Raw genomic sequence first — 14,434 nt, forward strand, 5'->3', positions numbered from 1 at the left:
GTCAACCGACGGTGCGCAGGCGGCTGCTGGCCTTGTGCCGCGCGCAGCAGTTGGAGTCGCCGGGGGTGAAGCGGCCGGGGCTGTCGATCCGATCGATGGGAATGGCGCAGCGTTCACCGCTGGGCAGCACGGCCTCGCAGCTTGGCTGCTGGAAGTGCGCCAGCCACTGGCGATACTGGGTTTCGGAGACGAAGCATTTGGCCGCGGCGTAGGCCATCGGGTTGTCCTGGTAACGGGCGATATCCTGCAAGGGGATGGTCAGGTGTCCGGCGCCGGGATGGTACACCACGAAGACCACGCCGAGCTTGGCCAGGCGCTCGAGGATCTGCTCACCGCCCTGGCTGGCCAGTTCGTCGCGCTCTTGCCTGAGCCGCGCGAGCTCCTCCTGCAGCCGCGCCTCCTCCTCGTTGCGATAGGCCAGTTCGACATTGCGAATGGCGATCTGCTCCTTGTACTCGACTACCGCCGCGGCGATCTTGGCCTGCAACTCGCCCTCGAACTGGCTGCGCAGAACGTCGCTCTCGGCACGGCCATGGTGCTCCAGGCTGCGCAACTGCTCGGCCATTTCCTCGCGGCTGGCCTGGAAATCGGCCGCCTGGGCGGCCAGTTGCTTCTTGAGGTCGGCGTTCAGGGCTTTCTGCTGGCGCAGCGCCTGATCCAGGCCGTGGATCTGCGCCAGCAGTGTCCTGTTCTGCTCCTCGCCGGCCAGCTTCAACTTGGCCAGTTCTTCTTCGCGCTGCTGGCTGAGGCTGGCGATGCGCAGGCGCTGCTGCTTGATCAGCTGCGCGGTTTTCAGGCGGTGCTCCTGATCCAGCTTCTCCGAGAGCCGCGCCGTGGCCTCCTGGCCCTTCTCGCTCGCGTACCACTGATCTTCGGAGGCCATCTGCAGGCGCTCGGGCGCCAGCGCCTGGGGGCTATCGTCCTCGACCAGCAGGCCCAGGCTGTTGCGTTTGACGGCATCGCGCAACAGCAGCAGGTCATTCTGCCCAGGCGACAGGCTCGGGTCCCACAGGTGCATCTGATGCCAGGACACCGGACACTGACTGCGACAGGCCAGACGAATCGGCCCGGCGCCCAGGTCGGGACCGCGACCGGCGCGTTCGGCGAGGTGCTGCAACGGAATGTTCCAGCCCCGGTCCGGTGCGCCCTGCTCGTCGAAATCCAGATAGAAGAACACCGCGGACTTGATCAGCAGGCGCGGATTGATCACCACATAGGCGACCCGTAGCTGCTGATCGGCAAACTCCGGCATGTTGACCACGCCATCGAGCAGGGCCTCGAACTCAGGAAAGAGCATCTGCTTGCAGACGCCGCCACGCTCCCTGAAGAACATCACGGCCTCAACCATCTGCGGTCTTTTCTGCATGCTCATCGGTTTCCCTCTAGCCCAAAACAAGGTGGGATCCGCTCGAGCGGGCAATGTTCCTGACAGCCAGAAAAATCCTGGGTCCAGGTGCTATCCCGTTGTTGAGGAAAGTCTAGGGGAAAACCCAACGCCAGCAATGTGACTGGGTTGGCAGTGACCCCGCCGGCCGGCCTGACAAGACCTGCGACAGGGTGAAAGTGTGATGGGTTTGGTGCAACGATTAGCGCTGGGCTCCGGACAGATAGGGCGCCAGACGCCGCCCCATTTCCTCGCCAAGTGCCTGCAAGCCACTGAGCGGGCGAATCATCACCTCGAACTCGACAATCTTGCCTGTTTCGTCGAAGCGAATCATATCGATGCCCTTGAGCTCACGCTCACCCACCTTGGCGCTGAACTCTAGCACCACGCTGAGCCCATCGACCGAAGCCAGTTCACGATGGTAGACAAACTCGGCGAACACCTTGCTGACCGTATTGAGGATCAGCGAAACCATGGGCGCCCCGACATAGGGTTTGTGCGCCATGGGCGAGCGGAACACCGCCTGCGCATGCAAGAGCTCAGGCAATGGGCTCAGATCATTGTTCCGCATCAGACCATGCCACTGCGCCAGCGTGGCGGCCGCCTGGGGCTGCAGAGATAGGACAGACATGCACGGCACCTCGTATTGTTATGACCGTGAAACCATCGCCCCCACCCGCAAGGGCGTGGGCGTGGGGCAGCTTACAGCTCGGCCGCGAGGCGCGAGCCCTGGTTGATCGCGCGCTTGGCATCCAGCTCTGCAGCCACGTCGGCACCACCGATCAGGTGCACGCTCTGTCCGGCGGCGATCAGACCGTCGTGCAGTTCGCGCAACGGGTCCTGGCCGGCGCAGACGATGACCGTATCGACCGGCAGTACCTGCGGTTCGCCCCCGGCGACGCGGATATGCAGGCCGGCGTCGTCGATATTCAGGTACTCGACGCTGTTGAGCATCTGCACCTGCTTGTTCTTCAGCCCGGTGCGGTGGATCCAGCCGGTGGTCTTGCCCAGGCCGTCGCCGACCTTGGACTTCTTGCGCTGCAGCAGGAACACCTCGCGCGCCGGCGCATGGGGCGCGGCCTGCACACCGGCGACACCGCCGCGCGCCTCCAGCTGGGCGTCGATGCCCCACTCTTTCCAGAACGCCTCGCGGCTCAGGCTGCTGGCCTCGCCCTGATGGGTGATGAACTCGGACACGTCGAAGCCGATGCCGCCGGCACCAATCACCGCCACGCGCTGCCCGACCGGCTTGCGCTCGAGGACGGCGTCCAGGTAACCCATCACCATCGGATGCTCAACGCCCGGGATCTCCGGCGTGCGCGGGGCGATACCGGTGGCCAGGATCACCTCGTCGAACCCGCCCCGGGCCAGCTCTTCGGCACTGACGCGAGTATTCAGGCGCAGTTCGACCCCGGTGGTTTCCAGCTTGCGCTTGAAGTAGCGCAGGGTCTCGAAGAACTCTTCCTTGCCCGGCACGCGCTTGGCCACGTTGAACTGGCCACCGATCTCGCTGGCCGAATCGAACAGGGTCACGCTATGGCCACGCTCGGCCGCTACGGTCGACGCGGCCAGGCCGGCCGGGCCGGCGCCGACCACGGCGATCTTCTTCACCTGAGTGGTCGGAATGTAGTTCAGCTCGGTCTCGTGACAGGCCCGCGGGTTGACCAGGCAGCTGGTCAGCTTGCCGCTGAAGGTGTGATCCAGGCAGGCCTGGTTGCAGCCTATGCAGGTGTTGATCTCGTCGCTGCGACCTTCGGCGGCCTTGTTGACGAAGTCCGGGTCGGCGAGGAACGGGCGGGCCATGGAAACCATGTCGGCATCGCCCTCGGCCAGCACCTGCTCGGCCACTTCCGGAGTATTGATGCGGTTGGTGGTGATCAGCGGAATCTGGATCTCGCCACGCAGCTTGGCGGTGACCTTCGTGAAGGCCGCGCGCGGCACCTTGGTGGCGATGGTCGGGATGCGCGCCTCGTGCCAGCCGATACCGGTGTTGATCAGGGTCGCACCGGCCTGCTCGATGGCCTTGGCCAGGGTGACGATCTCCTCCCAGTTGCTGCCGCCTTCGACCAGATCGAGCATCGACAGGCGATAGATGATGATGAAGTTCGGCCCTACCGCCTCGCGTACCCGACGCACGATTTCCACTGGCAGGCGCATGCGGTTCTCGTAGCTGCCCCCCCAGCGGTCGGTGCGGTGGTTGGTGTGGGCAACCAGGAACTGGTTGATGAAGTAACCTTCCGAACCCATGACCTCGACGCCGTCGTAACCGGCGCTCTGAGCCAGGCTGGCGCAGTTGACGAAATCCTGGATCTGCTTCTCGATGCCCTCCTCGTCCAGCTCCTTCGGCTTGAACGGGTTGATCGGCGCCTGGATGGCGCTCGGCGCCACCAGCTTCGGGCTGTAGGCATAGCGCCCGGCATGCAGGATCTGCAGGCAGATCTTGCCACCGGCCTCGTGCACCGCCTGGGTCACCACCTGATGCTTCTCGGCCTCTTCCGCCGTGCTCAGCTTGGCGGCGCCGGCATACACGCCGCCCTCTTCGTTCGGGCCGAACCCGCCGGTGACCATCAGACCGACACCGCCGCGCGCCCGCTCGGCGAAATAGGCGGCCATGCGCGCGAAGCCATTGGGCTTTTCTTCCAGGCCGGTGTGCATCGAGCCCATCAGGGTGCGGTTCTTCAGGGTGGTGAAGCCCAGGTCCAGGGGCGCGAGCAGGTTCGGGTAGTGAGCGGTCATGGAGTTCTCCACATCGGGGCTTTGCAGTTCACGGAGCGCCGCGGCCTCACTGGGTCACGGTCGGTATGGACTAGACGATAATGGCCATGGGCACACACATCAATGACCTAAAATCACAGGTTAATGATCTAAACTAACAGCGAACTTCACGACACCCAGTAACCATCCCCGCCACGGCGCCCCACACCCGCTCAGCCCTCCCCCTCGAAGATTACGGAGCCGAACCCGCCATGACGATGAAAAACCCTCGAGTCAGACTGGGCGACCTGTCGGTCGGCTTCGTCCATAGCCTGGCCGACGCCGTACGCCGGCACGGTCACGACCCCCAACCCCTGCTGGATAGCTACGGGCTCGATGCGGCGCGCCTGGCCGAGCCCAGGGCCCGCCTGTCGATTCCCCGCTACATGCGCCTGGGCCACGCGGCAATCCAGTTGACCGGCGACCCTGGCCTGGGCCTGCGCATGGGCCGCGCCAGCCGCATGAGCCTGGCCGGCCTGGCCGGCGTCACGGCCGCCCAGGCGCCGACGGTACGCGAAGCCGCCCGCAGCCTGGCCCGTTTCGAACCGCTGTACGCCGCCAACTACCGCGGCCAGTCCAGCCTGCACGAAGACCCCCAGGGCGCCTGGCTGCGCTTCTACTCGATCAGTCCGTACAACGCCTACAACCGCTTCGTGGTCGACTCGGTACTGGCCAGCTGGACGCAACAGCTGGGCGACCTGGCACGACAACCCCTGCCGATAGAGCAGGTTCAGATCGAATTCCCCCCTCCCGATTACAGCGAGGAATACGCCGAGTGGTTCGCCGCTCCGGTGCACTTCGGCGCCGAGCACAACCAGCTGCGCCTGGGCCACGCCGCGCTCAATCTGCACAACCCCGAGCACTGCCCGAGCACCTGGCGCCATCTGGTGGAAATCTGTGAAAGGGAGTTGGAACAGCTGACCCGCACCCGCAGCTTGCGCGAGCGCATCATTCAATTGCTCGGACCGCTGCTGCATGGACGCGAGCCGGACCTGCAGGAAGTCGCCGCCCGCCTGCAGCTGCCGAGCTGGACCCTGAGGCGTCGGCTGGCCGAGGAAGGCACGCAGTATCGCACCATCCTCAACGAGACCCGTCGCGACCTGGCCATGACCTATATCCGCGACACCGAGCTGGCCTTCGGCGAGATTGCCTACCTGCTCGGCTTCGCCTCAGCGGAGGCCTTCCAACGGGCCTTCAAGCGCTGGAACCAGCAGACACCTGGCGAATTTCGCCGCACCCAGCGCAGGGGCCCCTGAAGCGAGCTCAAAGCTCGGTGGCATCTTCCACTGGCTCCTCGGCATCCTGCTCGCAGGCACGCAGCTCGAGCAGTTCTTCCAGGTAGTCGTCCATCGAATAATCCTCACTGGCCGGAAAGGTGCGACCGGCCAGGATGAGCCGAGATCGCACCGGGCCAGCCTATGCGGCGCGGATGACCGGGTGATGACAATAATTCGCAGGCAATAAAAAACCCTCAGGTATTTCTACCTGAGGGTTTCGTATATGGCGCAGCGGACGGGACTCGAACCCGCGACCCCCGGCGTGACAGGCCGGTATTCTAACCGACTGAACTACCGCTGCGCGTCGGTTGGACTTGCGTCCGTGGAACTCTTTCTTCGTCTGGCAAGAACAGCCGTTCGGCTCTTCCTGCCTCATCTCGAGCGAACCCGAAATGGAAAATATGGCGCAGCGGACGGGACTCGAACCCGCGACCCCCGGCGTGACAGGCCGGTATTCTAACCGACTGAACTACCGCTGCGCGTCGGCCGGGCATAACGCCCGAATTCACAAAAAGTGGTGGGTGATGACGGGATCGAACCGCCGACCCTCTGCTTGTAAGGCAGATGCTCTCCCAGCTGAGCTAATCACCCATCTCGTTGCGAGGCGCGAAATTTACGCAAGGGCCTGAGCTAAGTCAAGGCTCTGTTTGAAGTTTTTCTTACGAAAAGGGAAATTGCCACATCGACCGGGACTACAGCCGGCCGCCGGACAACTCAAAATGCCACCCGCAGGCTCAGGCGCGCCGCCACCCGATTGTCTTCGCTGCGATCAAGGCCCGCCTCGGCAATCCGCACCCCCTGGCGCTCCAGAACGACGAACCAACGCAGCAGCTGGGCGAAGGGCGCCGCCTGCAGGCTGACCTCCAGCGAGCCGTCACTTTCGCTGTTCAGGCGCTCCACGGTCAGGCCTTGCTCGGCGGCGCTGGCGGTGACCACTCCTTGCAGCCTGGCCGGATCGAGGCTGGCTTGGGGCGTACTGGCCAGACTGCGAGCCAAGGGGGCCTGTGCTTGCAGGTAGGCATACAACGCACGCTGTTGCTCGTAGGCTGTGCGGGCCGCCGCCAGATCCTGCTGAACCGGTCGCCAGAACAGCAGATAGAGCAGCACCAGCAGCAGAAACAGCGTCAGCCCCCCGAGCGCCAGGCGCTCGCGCGCTGCCAGGGCACGCCAGCGTTGAGCCAATGCGGAGCCCTCCAGCTGCGCGACGAACGGATGCGTCAGATCACTCAGATTGCTCATGCTCATCCCTCGATCACCAGGCGTGCGCTCACGCCTTGCTCTTCACGACTGGCCGAGCCCAGCTGAACGGCCAGCCCCGCCTCCAGCAGGCGCTCGCGCAGCCGCTCCAGTTCGTTGAAACCCGGCGCCTGGACCTGCAGAGCCAGGTCTCCGCGACTGTCGCTGAAATCCAGTTGCCGCACCTCGACCCGCGCACCTTCGACCGTTATCGCCTGGTTCACCTGAGCCAGCATCCCAAGCAGGCGCCCCTGAGCGCTGGCGCCCCCCTCGGCCAGATGCTGGTCCAGCTGCGCACGCAGATCGATCAGCTTGCGATCTTCCGGGAACAGTTCGCGATACAACGCCTCGCTAGCCTCGGCATAGCTGTCGGCCTGCTTCTGCAGGTGCCAGCCCTGGGCCAGATTGAAGCCCCATTGCAGCACCAGCCACAGGCCGACCAACCCCAGCAATGGCCAGCATCGCTGCCACCGCCCAGCTGGCCCGGCAGGGGCAAATTCGCCCTGGGCAAGGTTGCTGACGACCGCCTGTCGCGCCAACCAGACATAGGGGTCTCTCACCTCAGGACACTGGTCCGCGGACTCCAGTTCCGGCTGCCTGGGCACGCGATAGGCGACGTGCGGTCGCGGACACAGGGGCGCCAATGTCGGCCAGTCCTCGGCGTTGAGCGCCAGGCGCGCGACCTCCACTCCACCGACCAGACAGCGCTCGCCCAACGGCAGCAGCTGGGTGCCCTCGCGTGGCAGCAGATCCGCATCCACGGCAATCGCCTGCGGCGGCGTCTTGCACAGTGCCAGCCAGTCCGCCAGCCAGCGGCGGCGCACCGCGAATACCCGGTGACGTCCATCGGCCAGCGGCTCGCCCAACGCCAGGTGAAACTGCTCGACGTCCTCGGCCAGCAGCTCCTCGACCGCAAACGGCAGGGCCTGGCGCAGCCAGCGGGCCTTCTGGGTCGGCAGCTGTACGGCGCAGGCGGTCACCGCCTCGACCGGCAGTACCAGAATCCAGGATTCGTCCTTCGCGGCCATCGTCCGGGCGAACGGCATCGGCTCGCGGCGTTCCCCATGGACCCGCTGCACCACCAGCTCGGGGTCGGCCTCGGCACAGGCCGCTGGTGGTAAAAACACATACGTCTGACTCATGGCTCGACTTCCTCGACGGGCACTGGCACCACGGCGCCCTGCCCCAGATCACGGGCTAACACATAGATTCGACCATCGCTGGCGCGCTGCAGGGTGCTGCGCAGCACCTGACGACGATCCCCCACGCTGACTTCACTGACCACCTGAAAGTATTGACTACCCACCGCCAGGCCCTGGCTCTGCACCTGCAAACCCGGTAGCTGGGCGACAAAACTCGCCACATCGGCGTAACCCTGGGCGCCGCGGGACGCCACCAAGCCCTCGGCGGTGGCCAGCGGCAGGCCGTCGGCCAGGCTCGCCAGCACCTGCGCACTGGCGGTGTTGACGTTCAGCGTGGCGTCCGTCGGCAAGGCGCTGACGAAGGGCAGCAGGCGCTGGTAGTCGGCTTCGCTCATTTCCAGAAGCAGGCGCAGTTCAGAGACATCGCTGAGGGCGCGATTGGCCGCACGATAGGCCGGTTGGGCCAACAGGTACTGATTGTCCTCGGCGCCGTAGCCACCGCTCGGCTCCTGATCGGCGTCCAGCCAGTCGAGCAGGCGCTCGGCGTAGGGCTTGTCGATCTGCAGACCGCGCAGCAGGCGGCGAAACTGCGCCACCGCCGCCTCGTTCGGTTGCCCCTTGCGCAGCAGGCTGTTGAGGTTGAAACGCCCGGTCGGATCGACGATGCTCACCTGCAACTCGCCGCCCTCGTCCAGGGCGAAGGGCGCCAGGGGCCGGGCCCAGGCTTCACCGAGGTGATCCACCGGCGCCCGCGGATTGCCCTGCTGCAGGTCACGGCGCAACATCGCCTGGGCCAGGGTCTCGCCACCCAGGGCGTAATGCCAGGCCTGGCGCACGTGCAACTGATTGGCGCTGCTGCGAATGGCCAGTTGCTGGCGGGCGATCAGGCCGGCACAGACCACCGTCACCACCGCCACCACCAGCAGTACGGTGATCAGCGCCACGCCGCGCTCGGCCCTCATTGTTCAGGCTCCCGCTGCGGTTCGAGCACGTCACCAGCTTGCTCGCCCTCGCCAGCCGGCGCCTGCTGGCGCTGCGGCGGCAGGTCCGGTAGGCGCAGCAGACGCCGCAGCTCGCCGTAGCGACGATGCTCGAGCACCAGTTCGAGGGCCCGTGGCAGCGCCACCAGGGCCTCATCGCCCCGGCCGCCAGGCGGCGGCCAGCTGTCATGCCAGCTTCCGGAACCATCCAGATAACGCAGCTGCAGGCGGGTCACGCCTTGCAGCGCCTGCTGCACCTGGGGCTGGCTGTCCTGGGCCTGGTCCAGCACATTCCAGTAGCGCCGCTGCCACTGCTCGCCACTCAATTGCCAGCGCACCCGCTGCACGCCTGAGCGCGCACGTCCCAATGGATTGCGCCAGCCGGCCCGGCTCAGTTCCACCGCCACCCCGCCAACCTCTTCGCCGAGCAGCGCCGGACGCACGTCGCCGAACGGGTCGCGCACCGGCCGCGCGACGACCTGAAGCAGGTCACGCTCGAACGCGGCCATGGCCCGGACCAGCTCACGCAACTGCAGTTCGTGACTGCGGGTGACGCTATCGGTGCGCAGCACACTGTCGAGCATGCGGTAGGTGCCGAGCGCGAGCACGGCGAATATCGCAATGGCGATCAGCAGTTCGAGCAGGGTGAAACCACGCTGCCGCCTCATCGCGGCGCTCCGATAAAACCACTGAGGCTGACCAGCGCACGCTCTTGCAGGTCGCCGCTCGCCCCCCGCTCGGCGCGCGGCGCCACCCACAGGGTGACCCGGCGCATACTTGGCTCGCGGGTCTGCTGGATCTCGCTCTGCCACTGCCAACGGCGGCCGGCGAAGGTTACCTCGCCCCCATCGCGCCCGTCCGCAACCGCCCCATCGGCCAGCTGCAACTCGGTCAGGCGGTTGTCGGCGACCCACATCGCCAGGGTCTTGTCTTCCAGCCGCGCAGCCGTCTGCAGGCTGCGGCTGCTGGCGCTCAGCACGCTGGCGGCAACCAAGGCGAAGATGGCCAGGGCGACCAGCACCTCGAGCAGGGTGAAACCGGCCTCGCGTCTCATCCGGAACGCCCCTTGGCCGCATCCGGCTCGACCCGGGGCAACTGAAAGCCGTCACTCGACAGCCACAGGCGCATGCCGTCCCGGCGGCGCTCACGCACCTGCAGGCGAAACGGACTGAGCTCGCCACTGGAGAGAATCAGCAGCTGTGGGACCAGAGCGCTCTTGCGCTCCTGCTCGCCGCCAGGCCGCGGCAACTGTAACGCCTCGCCCTCCAGCTCGACGCTCAGCTCGGCCCAGGGCGGCAGATGATGGGGCCGCTCCTGCAATGCCTGCCAACGGCGCGAGGCCGCATCGTAACGCAACACCTGGTAGGCACCAGGGCTCAGGTAGACACCGTACTCGCGGTTATCCAGCACGGCCTCCTCCGCCAAGACGCCGATCAGGCCGGCCAGCCGCTCGGCTTCATCCCGCAGTTCCCGCGCAGGTCCAGTGATACCGGTACTGAGCACCGCCAGACCGATCAGCACTCCGAGGATCACCAGCACCACCAGCAACTCGACCAGGGTGAAGCCACGTGCCGGGCCGCGCCAGGCAGCGCCGAGAGTCACCGCAACGCGGCCGGCCGGCATGGCTCAGCAACGCCTCATCAAAGGTCCCAGCTACCGATGTCGGCATCCAGGTCGCTGCCGCCCTGCTTGCCATCGCGCCCGAGCGAATAGAGATCGAAAGCGCCCTTGGTGCCCGGCGCCAGGTATTGATAGACATTGCCCCAGGGGTCGACCGGCAGACGCTTGAGGTAGCCGTCCTTGTTCCAGTTCTTCGCCGGCGGATTGCCGGAAGGCTTCTGCACCAGGGCCTCGAGCCCCTGCTGGGTGCTCGGGTAGCTGTGGTTGTCCAGCTTGTACATGTCCAGGGCGGCGCTGATGGCGCGGATATCGTTCTGCGCCGCGGTGACTTTGGCCTGATCCGGCCGACTCATCACCTGCGGCACCACCAGGGCGGCGAGAATCCCGAGGATCACCACCACCACCATGATTTCGATCAGCGTAAAACCTGCCTGACGCTTGTTCACCGACTTACCCCACCAATTGATTGAGAGACAGAATGGGCAGCAGGATGGCCAGTACGATGACCAGCACCACCGCCCCCATGAAGACCAGCATGAATGGCTCGAACAAGCCGACCAGCAGCGCTACCTGGGCGCCCAGGTCGCTCTCCTGGTTGCGCGCCGTGCGTGCGAGCATCTGATCCAGTTCGCCGGAACGCTCACCGCTGGCGATCATATGCAGCATCATCGGCGGAAACTGCCCGCTGGCCTCCAGGGCGCGGGTCAGGCTGCCGCCCTCGCGAACCTTCTGCGCCGCCACCACCACCTGGGCACGGATCACCCGATTGGCGATCACCTCGGCACCGATCGCCAGCGCCTCCACCAGGGGCACGCCGCTGCGGGTGAGAATGGCCAGGGTCGAGGCGAAGCGCGCGCAATCGGTGGCGCGGATCAGTCGACCGAGCAACGGCACGCGCAACAGCAGGGCATGCCAACGCAATTTCACCGACTCATCGCGCAGCGCCAAACGCAGGGCGAAGAAGCCGAACGCTATCAGGATCAGCACCAGCCAGGCCCAACCCTTGACCCAGTCGCTCAGCACGATCAGGCCACGGGTCAGGGCCGGCAGGGTCTGCCCCGAGTCGACGAATACCCGCACCACGTCCGGCACCACGTAGCCGAGCAGGAAGCCGACGATCAGCAGCGAGGCGCACATCAGGATCAACGGGTAGAGCAGCGCCAGCTGGATCTTCTGTCGCGACTGCTGGCGCTGCTCGGTGTAGTCGGCCAGCTGCTCCAGCACCGGACCGAGGTGGCCGGCGTGCTCGCCGGCCGCCACCGTGGCCCGATACAGCTCCGGAAAGGCGGCGGGAAACTCCTTCAGGCTGTCGGCCAGGCCGTGGCCCTCCAGCACCCGCGCGCGCACCGCCAGCAACATGCTCTGGATGCGCGGCGCACTGGCCTGGGCCGCGGCGGCGCGCAGCGCCTCCTCGACCGGAAGTGCGGCCTGGATCAGGGTGGCCAGCTGCCGGGTCAACAGCGCCAGGTCCCGCGCCGACAGGCCACGGACGAAGCTGAAGTGTCCGCCGGCGGCTTGCTCGCGGGTACGCGTGGCGTTGACTTCCAGCGGCGCCAGCTGTCGCTCGCGCAGCAGCTGGCGCACCTGACGGGCACTGTCGGCCTCCAGCACACCTTTCTGCTGGCGGCCCTTGCGGTCGAGGGCGAGGTATTCGAAGGCAGCCATTACTCTTCCAGGGTCACGCGCAGCACTTCTTCCAGGCTGGTCAGCCCCTCGAGCACCTTGCGCCGGCCATCTTCACGGATGCTCGGGCCCAGCGTGCGGGCATGGCGGGTCATATCCTGCTCGGAGGCGACGTTGTGAATCAGCGTGCGCAGGTGTTCGTCGAATACCACCAGCTCATAGATCCCGGTACGGCCACGGTAGCCCTGCTGATGGCAGGCGCTGCAGCCGCGCGCGTGGTACAGGGTCGGCGCCGGCTCCGCCGCCACGCCGAGCTTGGCGCATTCGGCGGCGTCGGCCTGATAGGCCTCCTTGCACTGGGGGCAGAGCACCCGCACCAGGCGCTGGGCCAGCACGCCGAGTAACGACGAGGACAGCAGGAAGGGTTCGACCCCCATGTCGACCAGGCGGGTGATGGCGCCGATCGCACTGTTGGTGTGCAGCGTCGAGAGCACCAGGTGCCCGGTCAGCGAGGCCTGTACGGCGATCTCGGCGGTTTCCTTGTCACGGATCTCGCCGACCATCACCACGTCCGGGTCCTGGCGCAGAATAGCGCGCAGGCCGCGGGCGAAGGTCATGTCGACCTTGGTGTTGACCTGGGTCTGGCCGATCCCCTCGAGGTGGTACTCGATCGGATCTTCCACGGTGAGAATATTGCGCGTGCGATCGTTGAGGCTGACCAGGCTGGCATACAGGGTGGTGGTCTTGCCCGAGCCCGTGGGGCCGGTAACCAGGAGGATGCCGTGGGGCTTGCGCACGGTGTCCTCCATCAGCTGACGATCCCGGGCGCACATACCCAGGTGCTGCAGGGTCAGACGCCCGGCCTGCTTGTCCAGCAGGCGCAGCACCACCCGTTCGCCGTTGGCCGACGGCAGGGTGGACACCCGGATGTCCACCTCGCGGCCGCCAACCTTCAGGGAAATCCGCCCATCCTGAGGTACGCGCTTTTCGGCGATGTCCAGACGCGCCATGACCTTGATACGCGACACCAGCAGCGCCGCCAGCTCGCGCTTGGGCTCGAGCACCTCGCGCAGGATGCCGTCGACGCGAAAACGCACCACCAGGCGCTTCTCGAAGGTCTCAAGGTGAATGTCCGAGGCGTTTTCCTTGATCGCCTCGCCGAGAATCGCGTTGATCAGGCGGATGATCGGCGCATCGTCCTCCTGCTCCAGCAGATCTTCGGTTTCCGGTACCTGTTCGGCCAGGGCGGCCAGATCCAGGCTGCCGCCGATGTCTTCGGCCAGTTGCATGGACGCGGAGTCGTGCTGATAGGCCTTGCCCAGGGCCTGCTCAAAAGCCTCGGCGGACAGTGCGCGCAACGCCAGCTGGCGGCCGACGAAACGCTGTGCCTCGGCCAAGGCCACCAGTTCGACCCCGGGCCGATGGCCCAGACAGGGCGGTTCGGCCTCGGCCAGCAAAACCACGCCGTGACGCTTGGCGAAACTGAACGGCAGACGGCGCAGAGGCGCTTCATTGAGCAGAGCGTTCATCCTAGGCGAGCCTTAGGCGGTAACGTGACGCAAGTATCACGGTCAGTCCTGACCATTATGCAGCCGCGGTTCCGTCGGTTAATTGTGGTGAGTTTCCGCCAGAGTGCGGAGACACTAGGCTATCTTTAGCACATCGCGGCGGCGGATACACCACCCCGAAGGGGGACTGCCAAATGCTCGCAAACTGTCTATGATCGGGGCGCGACACGCACCACAGAACAAGAACTTCATGGAGTGATGCCTTTGCCTGTTACGGCTACTGGACGCTGGCTGCAACGACACGCGACGACGCTGACCGGCATCGCCCTGATCCTGGCCATGAGTCTCAGCCTGGCCTGGCAGACCGCCGACTGGCTGCGCCGGCTCAACACCCCCGCGACCCTCGACTCGCCTAATCCCAGCCTGCCCCGCTCGACCGCCCTCAGCCCGGGCCTGGAGGGGCTCTTCGGCAGCAGCGCGGTGAATGACGACGCGCCGCCACCGGCCACCAACCTGCGCCTGACGCTGCTCGGCAGTTTCGTCCACAGCGACCCGCAGCGCTCCAGCGCGATCATTCGCCAGGATGGCAGCGACGCCCAGCGCTACCTGGTCGACAGCGAAATCGCCAGCGGCGTGCGCCTGCACGCGGTCTACGCCGATCGCGTCGAGTTGCTGCGCAACGGCCGCCGCGAAAGCCTGACGTTCCCCCACAGCCAATCCGCCGGCGACGGCCTGAGTTACGTTCCGTACGAGGCAGCTCCGAGCAATCTGGACCAGCTCGACGAATTGGAGGCCGGCAACCTCGAACAATTGCGCGAGCGCATGGATTCGCTGCGCGAACAGATGGAGGCGGCAGGTACACTGCCGCCGGACGCCGAACCTACCGATCAGACCATAGAAGGCGACTGAA

Annotated in this window: 15 protein-coding genes and 3 tRNA genes; 2 read left to right on the forward strand and 16 right to left on the reverse strand. The window is 66.0% G+C overall.

What is annotated here, in order from left to right; all coding sequences use genetic code 11:
* Position 1: 1 nt before the first annotated feature.
* The 3 genes from ACSX1D_RS13345 to ACSX1D_RS13355 all read right to left on the reverse strand — a co-directional run bounded on the left by ACSX1D_RS13345 (position 2) and on the right by ACSX1D_RS13355 (position 4,120).
* Positions 2 to 1,372 (reverse strand): chromosome partitioning protein ParA, encoded by a 1,371-nt coding sequence (locus tag ACSX1D_RS13345; protein ID WP_439858965.1) that lies wholly within the window; start codon positions 1,370 to 1,372, stop codon positions 2 to 4.
* A 214-nt stretch (positions 1,373 to 1,586) separates the two neighbouring features.
* Entirely contained in the window at positions 1,587 to 2,015 is a 429-nt protein-coding gene (locus tag ACSX1D_RS13350; RefSeq protein WP_439858966.1) for a nuclear transport factor 2 family protein, read from the reverse strand.
* A gap of 71 nt (positions 2,016 to 2,086) precedes the next feature.
* The gene (locus tag ACSX1D_RS13355) at positions 2,087 to 4,120 is read right to left on the reverse strand and encodes an FAD-dependent oxidoreductase (protein ID WP_439858967.1); all 2,034 of its coding nucleotides are present in this window, start codon (positions 4,118 to 4,120) and stop codon (positions 2,087 to 2,089) included.
* A gap of 236 nt (positions 4,121 to 4,356) precedes the next feature.
* Here ACSX1D_RS13355 and ACSX1D_RS13360 point away from each other — a divergent pair, with 236 nt between their 5' ends.
* Positions 4,357 to 5,394 (forward strand): AraC family transcriptional regulator, encoded by a 1,038-nt coding sequence (locus ACSX1D_RS13360; RefSeq protein WP_439862321.1) that lies wholly within the window; start codon positions 4,357 to 4,359, stop codon positions 5,392 to 5,394.
* A gap of 7 nt (positions 5,395 to 5,401) precedes the next feature.
* Here ACSX1D_RS13360 and ACSX1D_RS13365 read toward each other — a convergent pair whose 3' ends face one another.
* From ACSX1D_RS13365 to gspE, 13 genes are all read right to left on the reverse strand, one after another.
* Positions 5,402 to 5,545, reverse strand: coding sequence for a hypothetical protein (locus ACSX1D_RS13365; protein WP_439858968.1), 144 nt, complete (start codon positions 5,543 to 5,545; stop codon positions 5,402 to 5,404).
* 94 nt (positions 5,546 to 5,639) lie between these two features.
* Positions 5,640 to 5,716, reverse strand: a tRNA-Asp gene (locus ACSX1D_RS13370).
* 101 nt (positions 5,717 to 5,817) lie between these two features.
* Positions 5,818 to 5,894, reverse strand: a tRNA-Asp gene (locus ACSX1D_RS13375).
* A 36-nt stretch (positions 5,895 to 5,930) separates the two neighbouring features.
* Positions 5,931 to 6,006, reverse strand: a tRNA-Val gene (locus tag ACSX1D_RS13380).
* Positions 6,007 to 6,129: 123 nt separating this feature from the next.
* Positions 6,130 to 6,654, reverse strand: a complete 525-nt coding sequence (locus ACSX1D_RS13385; RefSeq protein ID WP_439858969.1) for a type II secretion system protein M — start codon at positions 6,652 to 6,654, stop codon at positions 6,130 to 6,132.
* Positions 6,655 to 6,656: 2 nt separating this feature from the next.
* Positions 6,657 to 7,793, reverse strand: coding sequence for a type II secretion system protein GspL (gene gspL / locus ACSX1D_RS13390; RefSeq protein ID WP_439858970.1), 1,137 nt, complete (start codon positions 7,791 to 7,793; stop codon positions 6,657 to 6,659).
* Positions 7,790 to 8,755: a type II secretion system minor pseudopilin GspK gene (gene gspK, locus ACSX1D_RS13395; protein ID WP_439858971.1), complete on the reverse strand. Its 966-nt coding sequence runs from the start codon at positions 8,753 to 8,755 to the stop codon at positions 7,790 to 7,792. The genes gspL and gspK overlap by 4 nt, the downstream gene beginning before the upstream one ends.
* Positions 8,752 to 9,441 carry a type II secretion system minor pseudopilin GspJ gene (gspJ, locus tag ACSX1D_RS13400; RefSeq protein WP_439858972.1) on the reverse strand — a complete coding sequence of 230 codons (690 nt, stop codon included), beginning with the start codon at positions 9,439 to 9,441 and terminating at the stop codon, positions 8,752 to 8,754. The genes gspK and gspJ overlap by 4 nt, the downstream gene beginning before the upstream one ends.
* On the reverse strand, positions 9,438 to 9,827 hold the full coding sequence (gene gspI / locus ACSX1D_RS13405; RefSeq protein ID WP_439858973.1) for a type II secretion system minor pseudopilin GspI: 390 nt from the start codon (positions 9,825 to 9,827) through the stop codon (positions 9,438 to 9,440). Before gspI ends, gspJ begins: the two co-directional genes overlap by 4 nt.
* The gene (gene gspH / locus ACSX1D_RS13410; RefSeq protein WP_439858974.1) at positions 9,824 to 10,396 is read right to left on the reverse strand and encodes a type II secretion system minor pseudopilin GspH; all 573 of its coding nucleotides are present in this window, start codon (positions 10,394 to 10,396) and stop codon (positions 9,824 to 9,826) included. Before gspH ends, gspI begins: the two co-directional genes overlap by 4 nt.
* 17 nt (positions 10,397 to 10,413) lie before the next feature.
* Complete coding sequence (gene gspG, locus ACSX1D_RS13415; protein ID WP_439862322.1) at positions 10,414 to 10,800, reverse strand: type II secretion system major pseudopilin GspG; 387 nt, start codon at positions 10,798 to 10,800, stop codon at positions 10,414 to 10,416.
* A gap of 43 nt (positions 10,801 to 10,843) precedes the next feature.
* Positions 10,844 to 12,058 carry a GspF family T2SS innner membrane protein variant XcpS gene (gene xcpS / locus ACSX1D_RS13420; RefSeq protein WP_439858975.1) on the reverse strand — a complete coding sequence of 405 codons (1,215 nt, stop codon included), beginning with the start codon at positions 12,056 to 12,058 and terminating at the stop codon, positions 10,844 to 10,846.
* Positions 12,058 to 13,545: a type II secretion system ATPase GspE gene (gene gspE / locus ACSX1D_RS13425; RefSeq protein ID WP_439858976.1), complete on the reverse strand. Its 1,488-nt coding sequence runs from the start codon at positions 13,543 to 13,545 to the stop codon at positions 12,058 to 12,060. Before gspE ends, xcpS begins: the two co-directional genes overlap by 1 nt.
* Before the next feature lie 237 nt (positions 13,546 to 13,782).
* Here gspE and ACSX1D_RS13430 point away from each other — a divergent pair, with 237 nt between their 5' ends.
* A complete protein-coding gene (locus ACSX1D_RS13430) occupies positions 13,783 to 14,433 on the forward strand; it encodes a type II secretion system protein N (RefSeq protein ID WP_439858977.1) in 651 nt (216 codons plus the stop codon).
* The last annotated feature ends 1 nt before the right edge of the window (position 14,434 follow it).

Origin of the sequence: Pseudomonas sp. MBLB4136 (assembly GCF_051904765.1) — a bacterium.
GTDB lineage: Bacteria > Pseudomonadota > Gammaproteobacteria > Pseudomonadales > Pseudomonadaceae > Aquipseudomonas.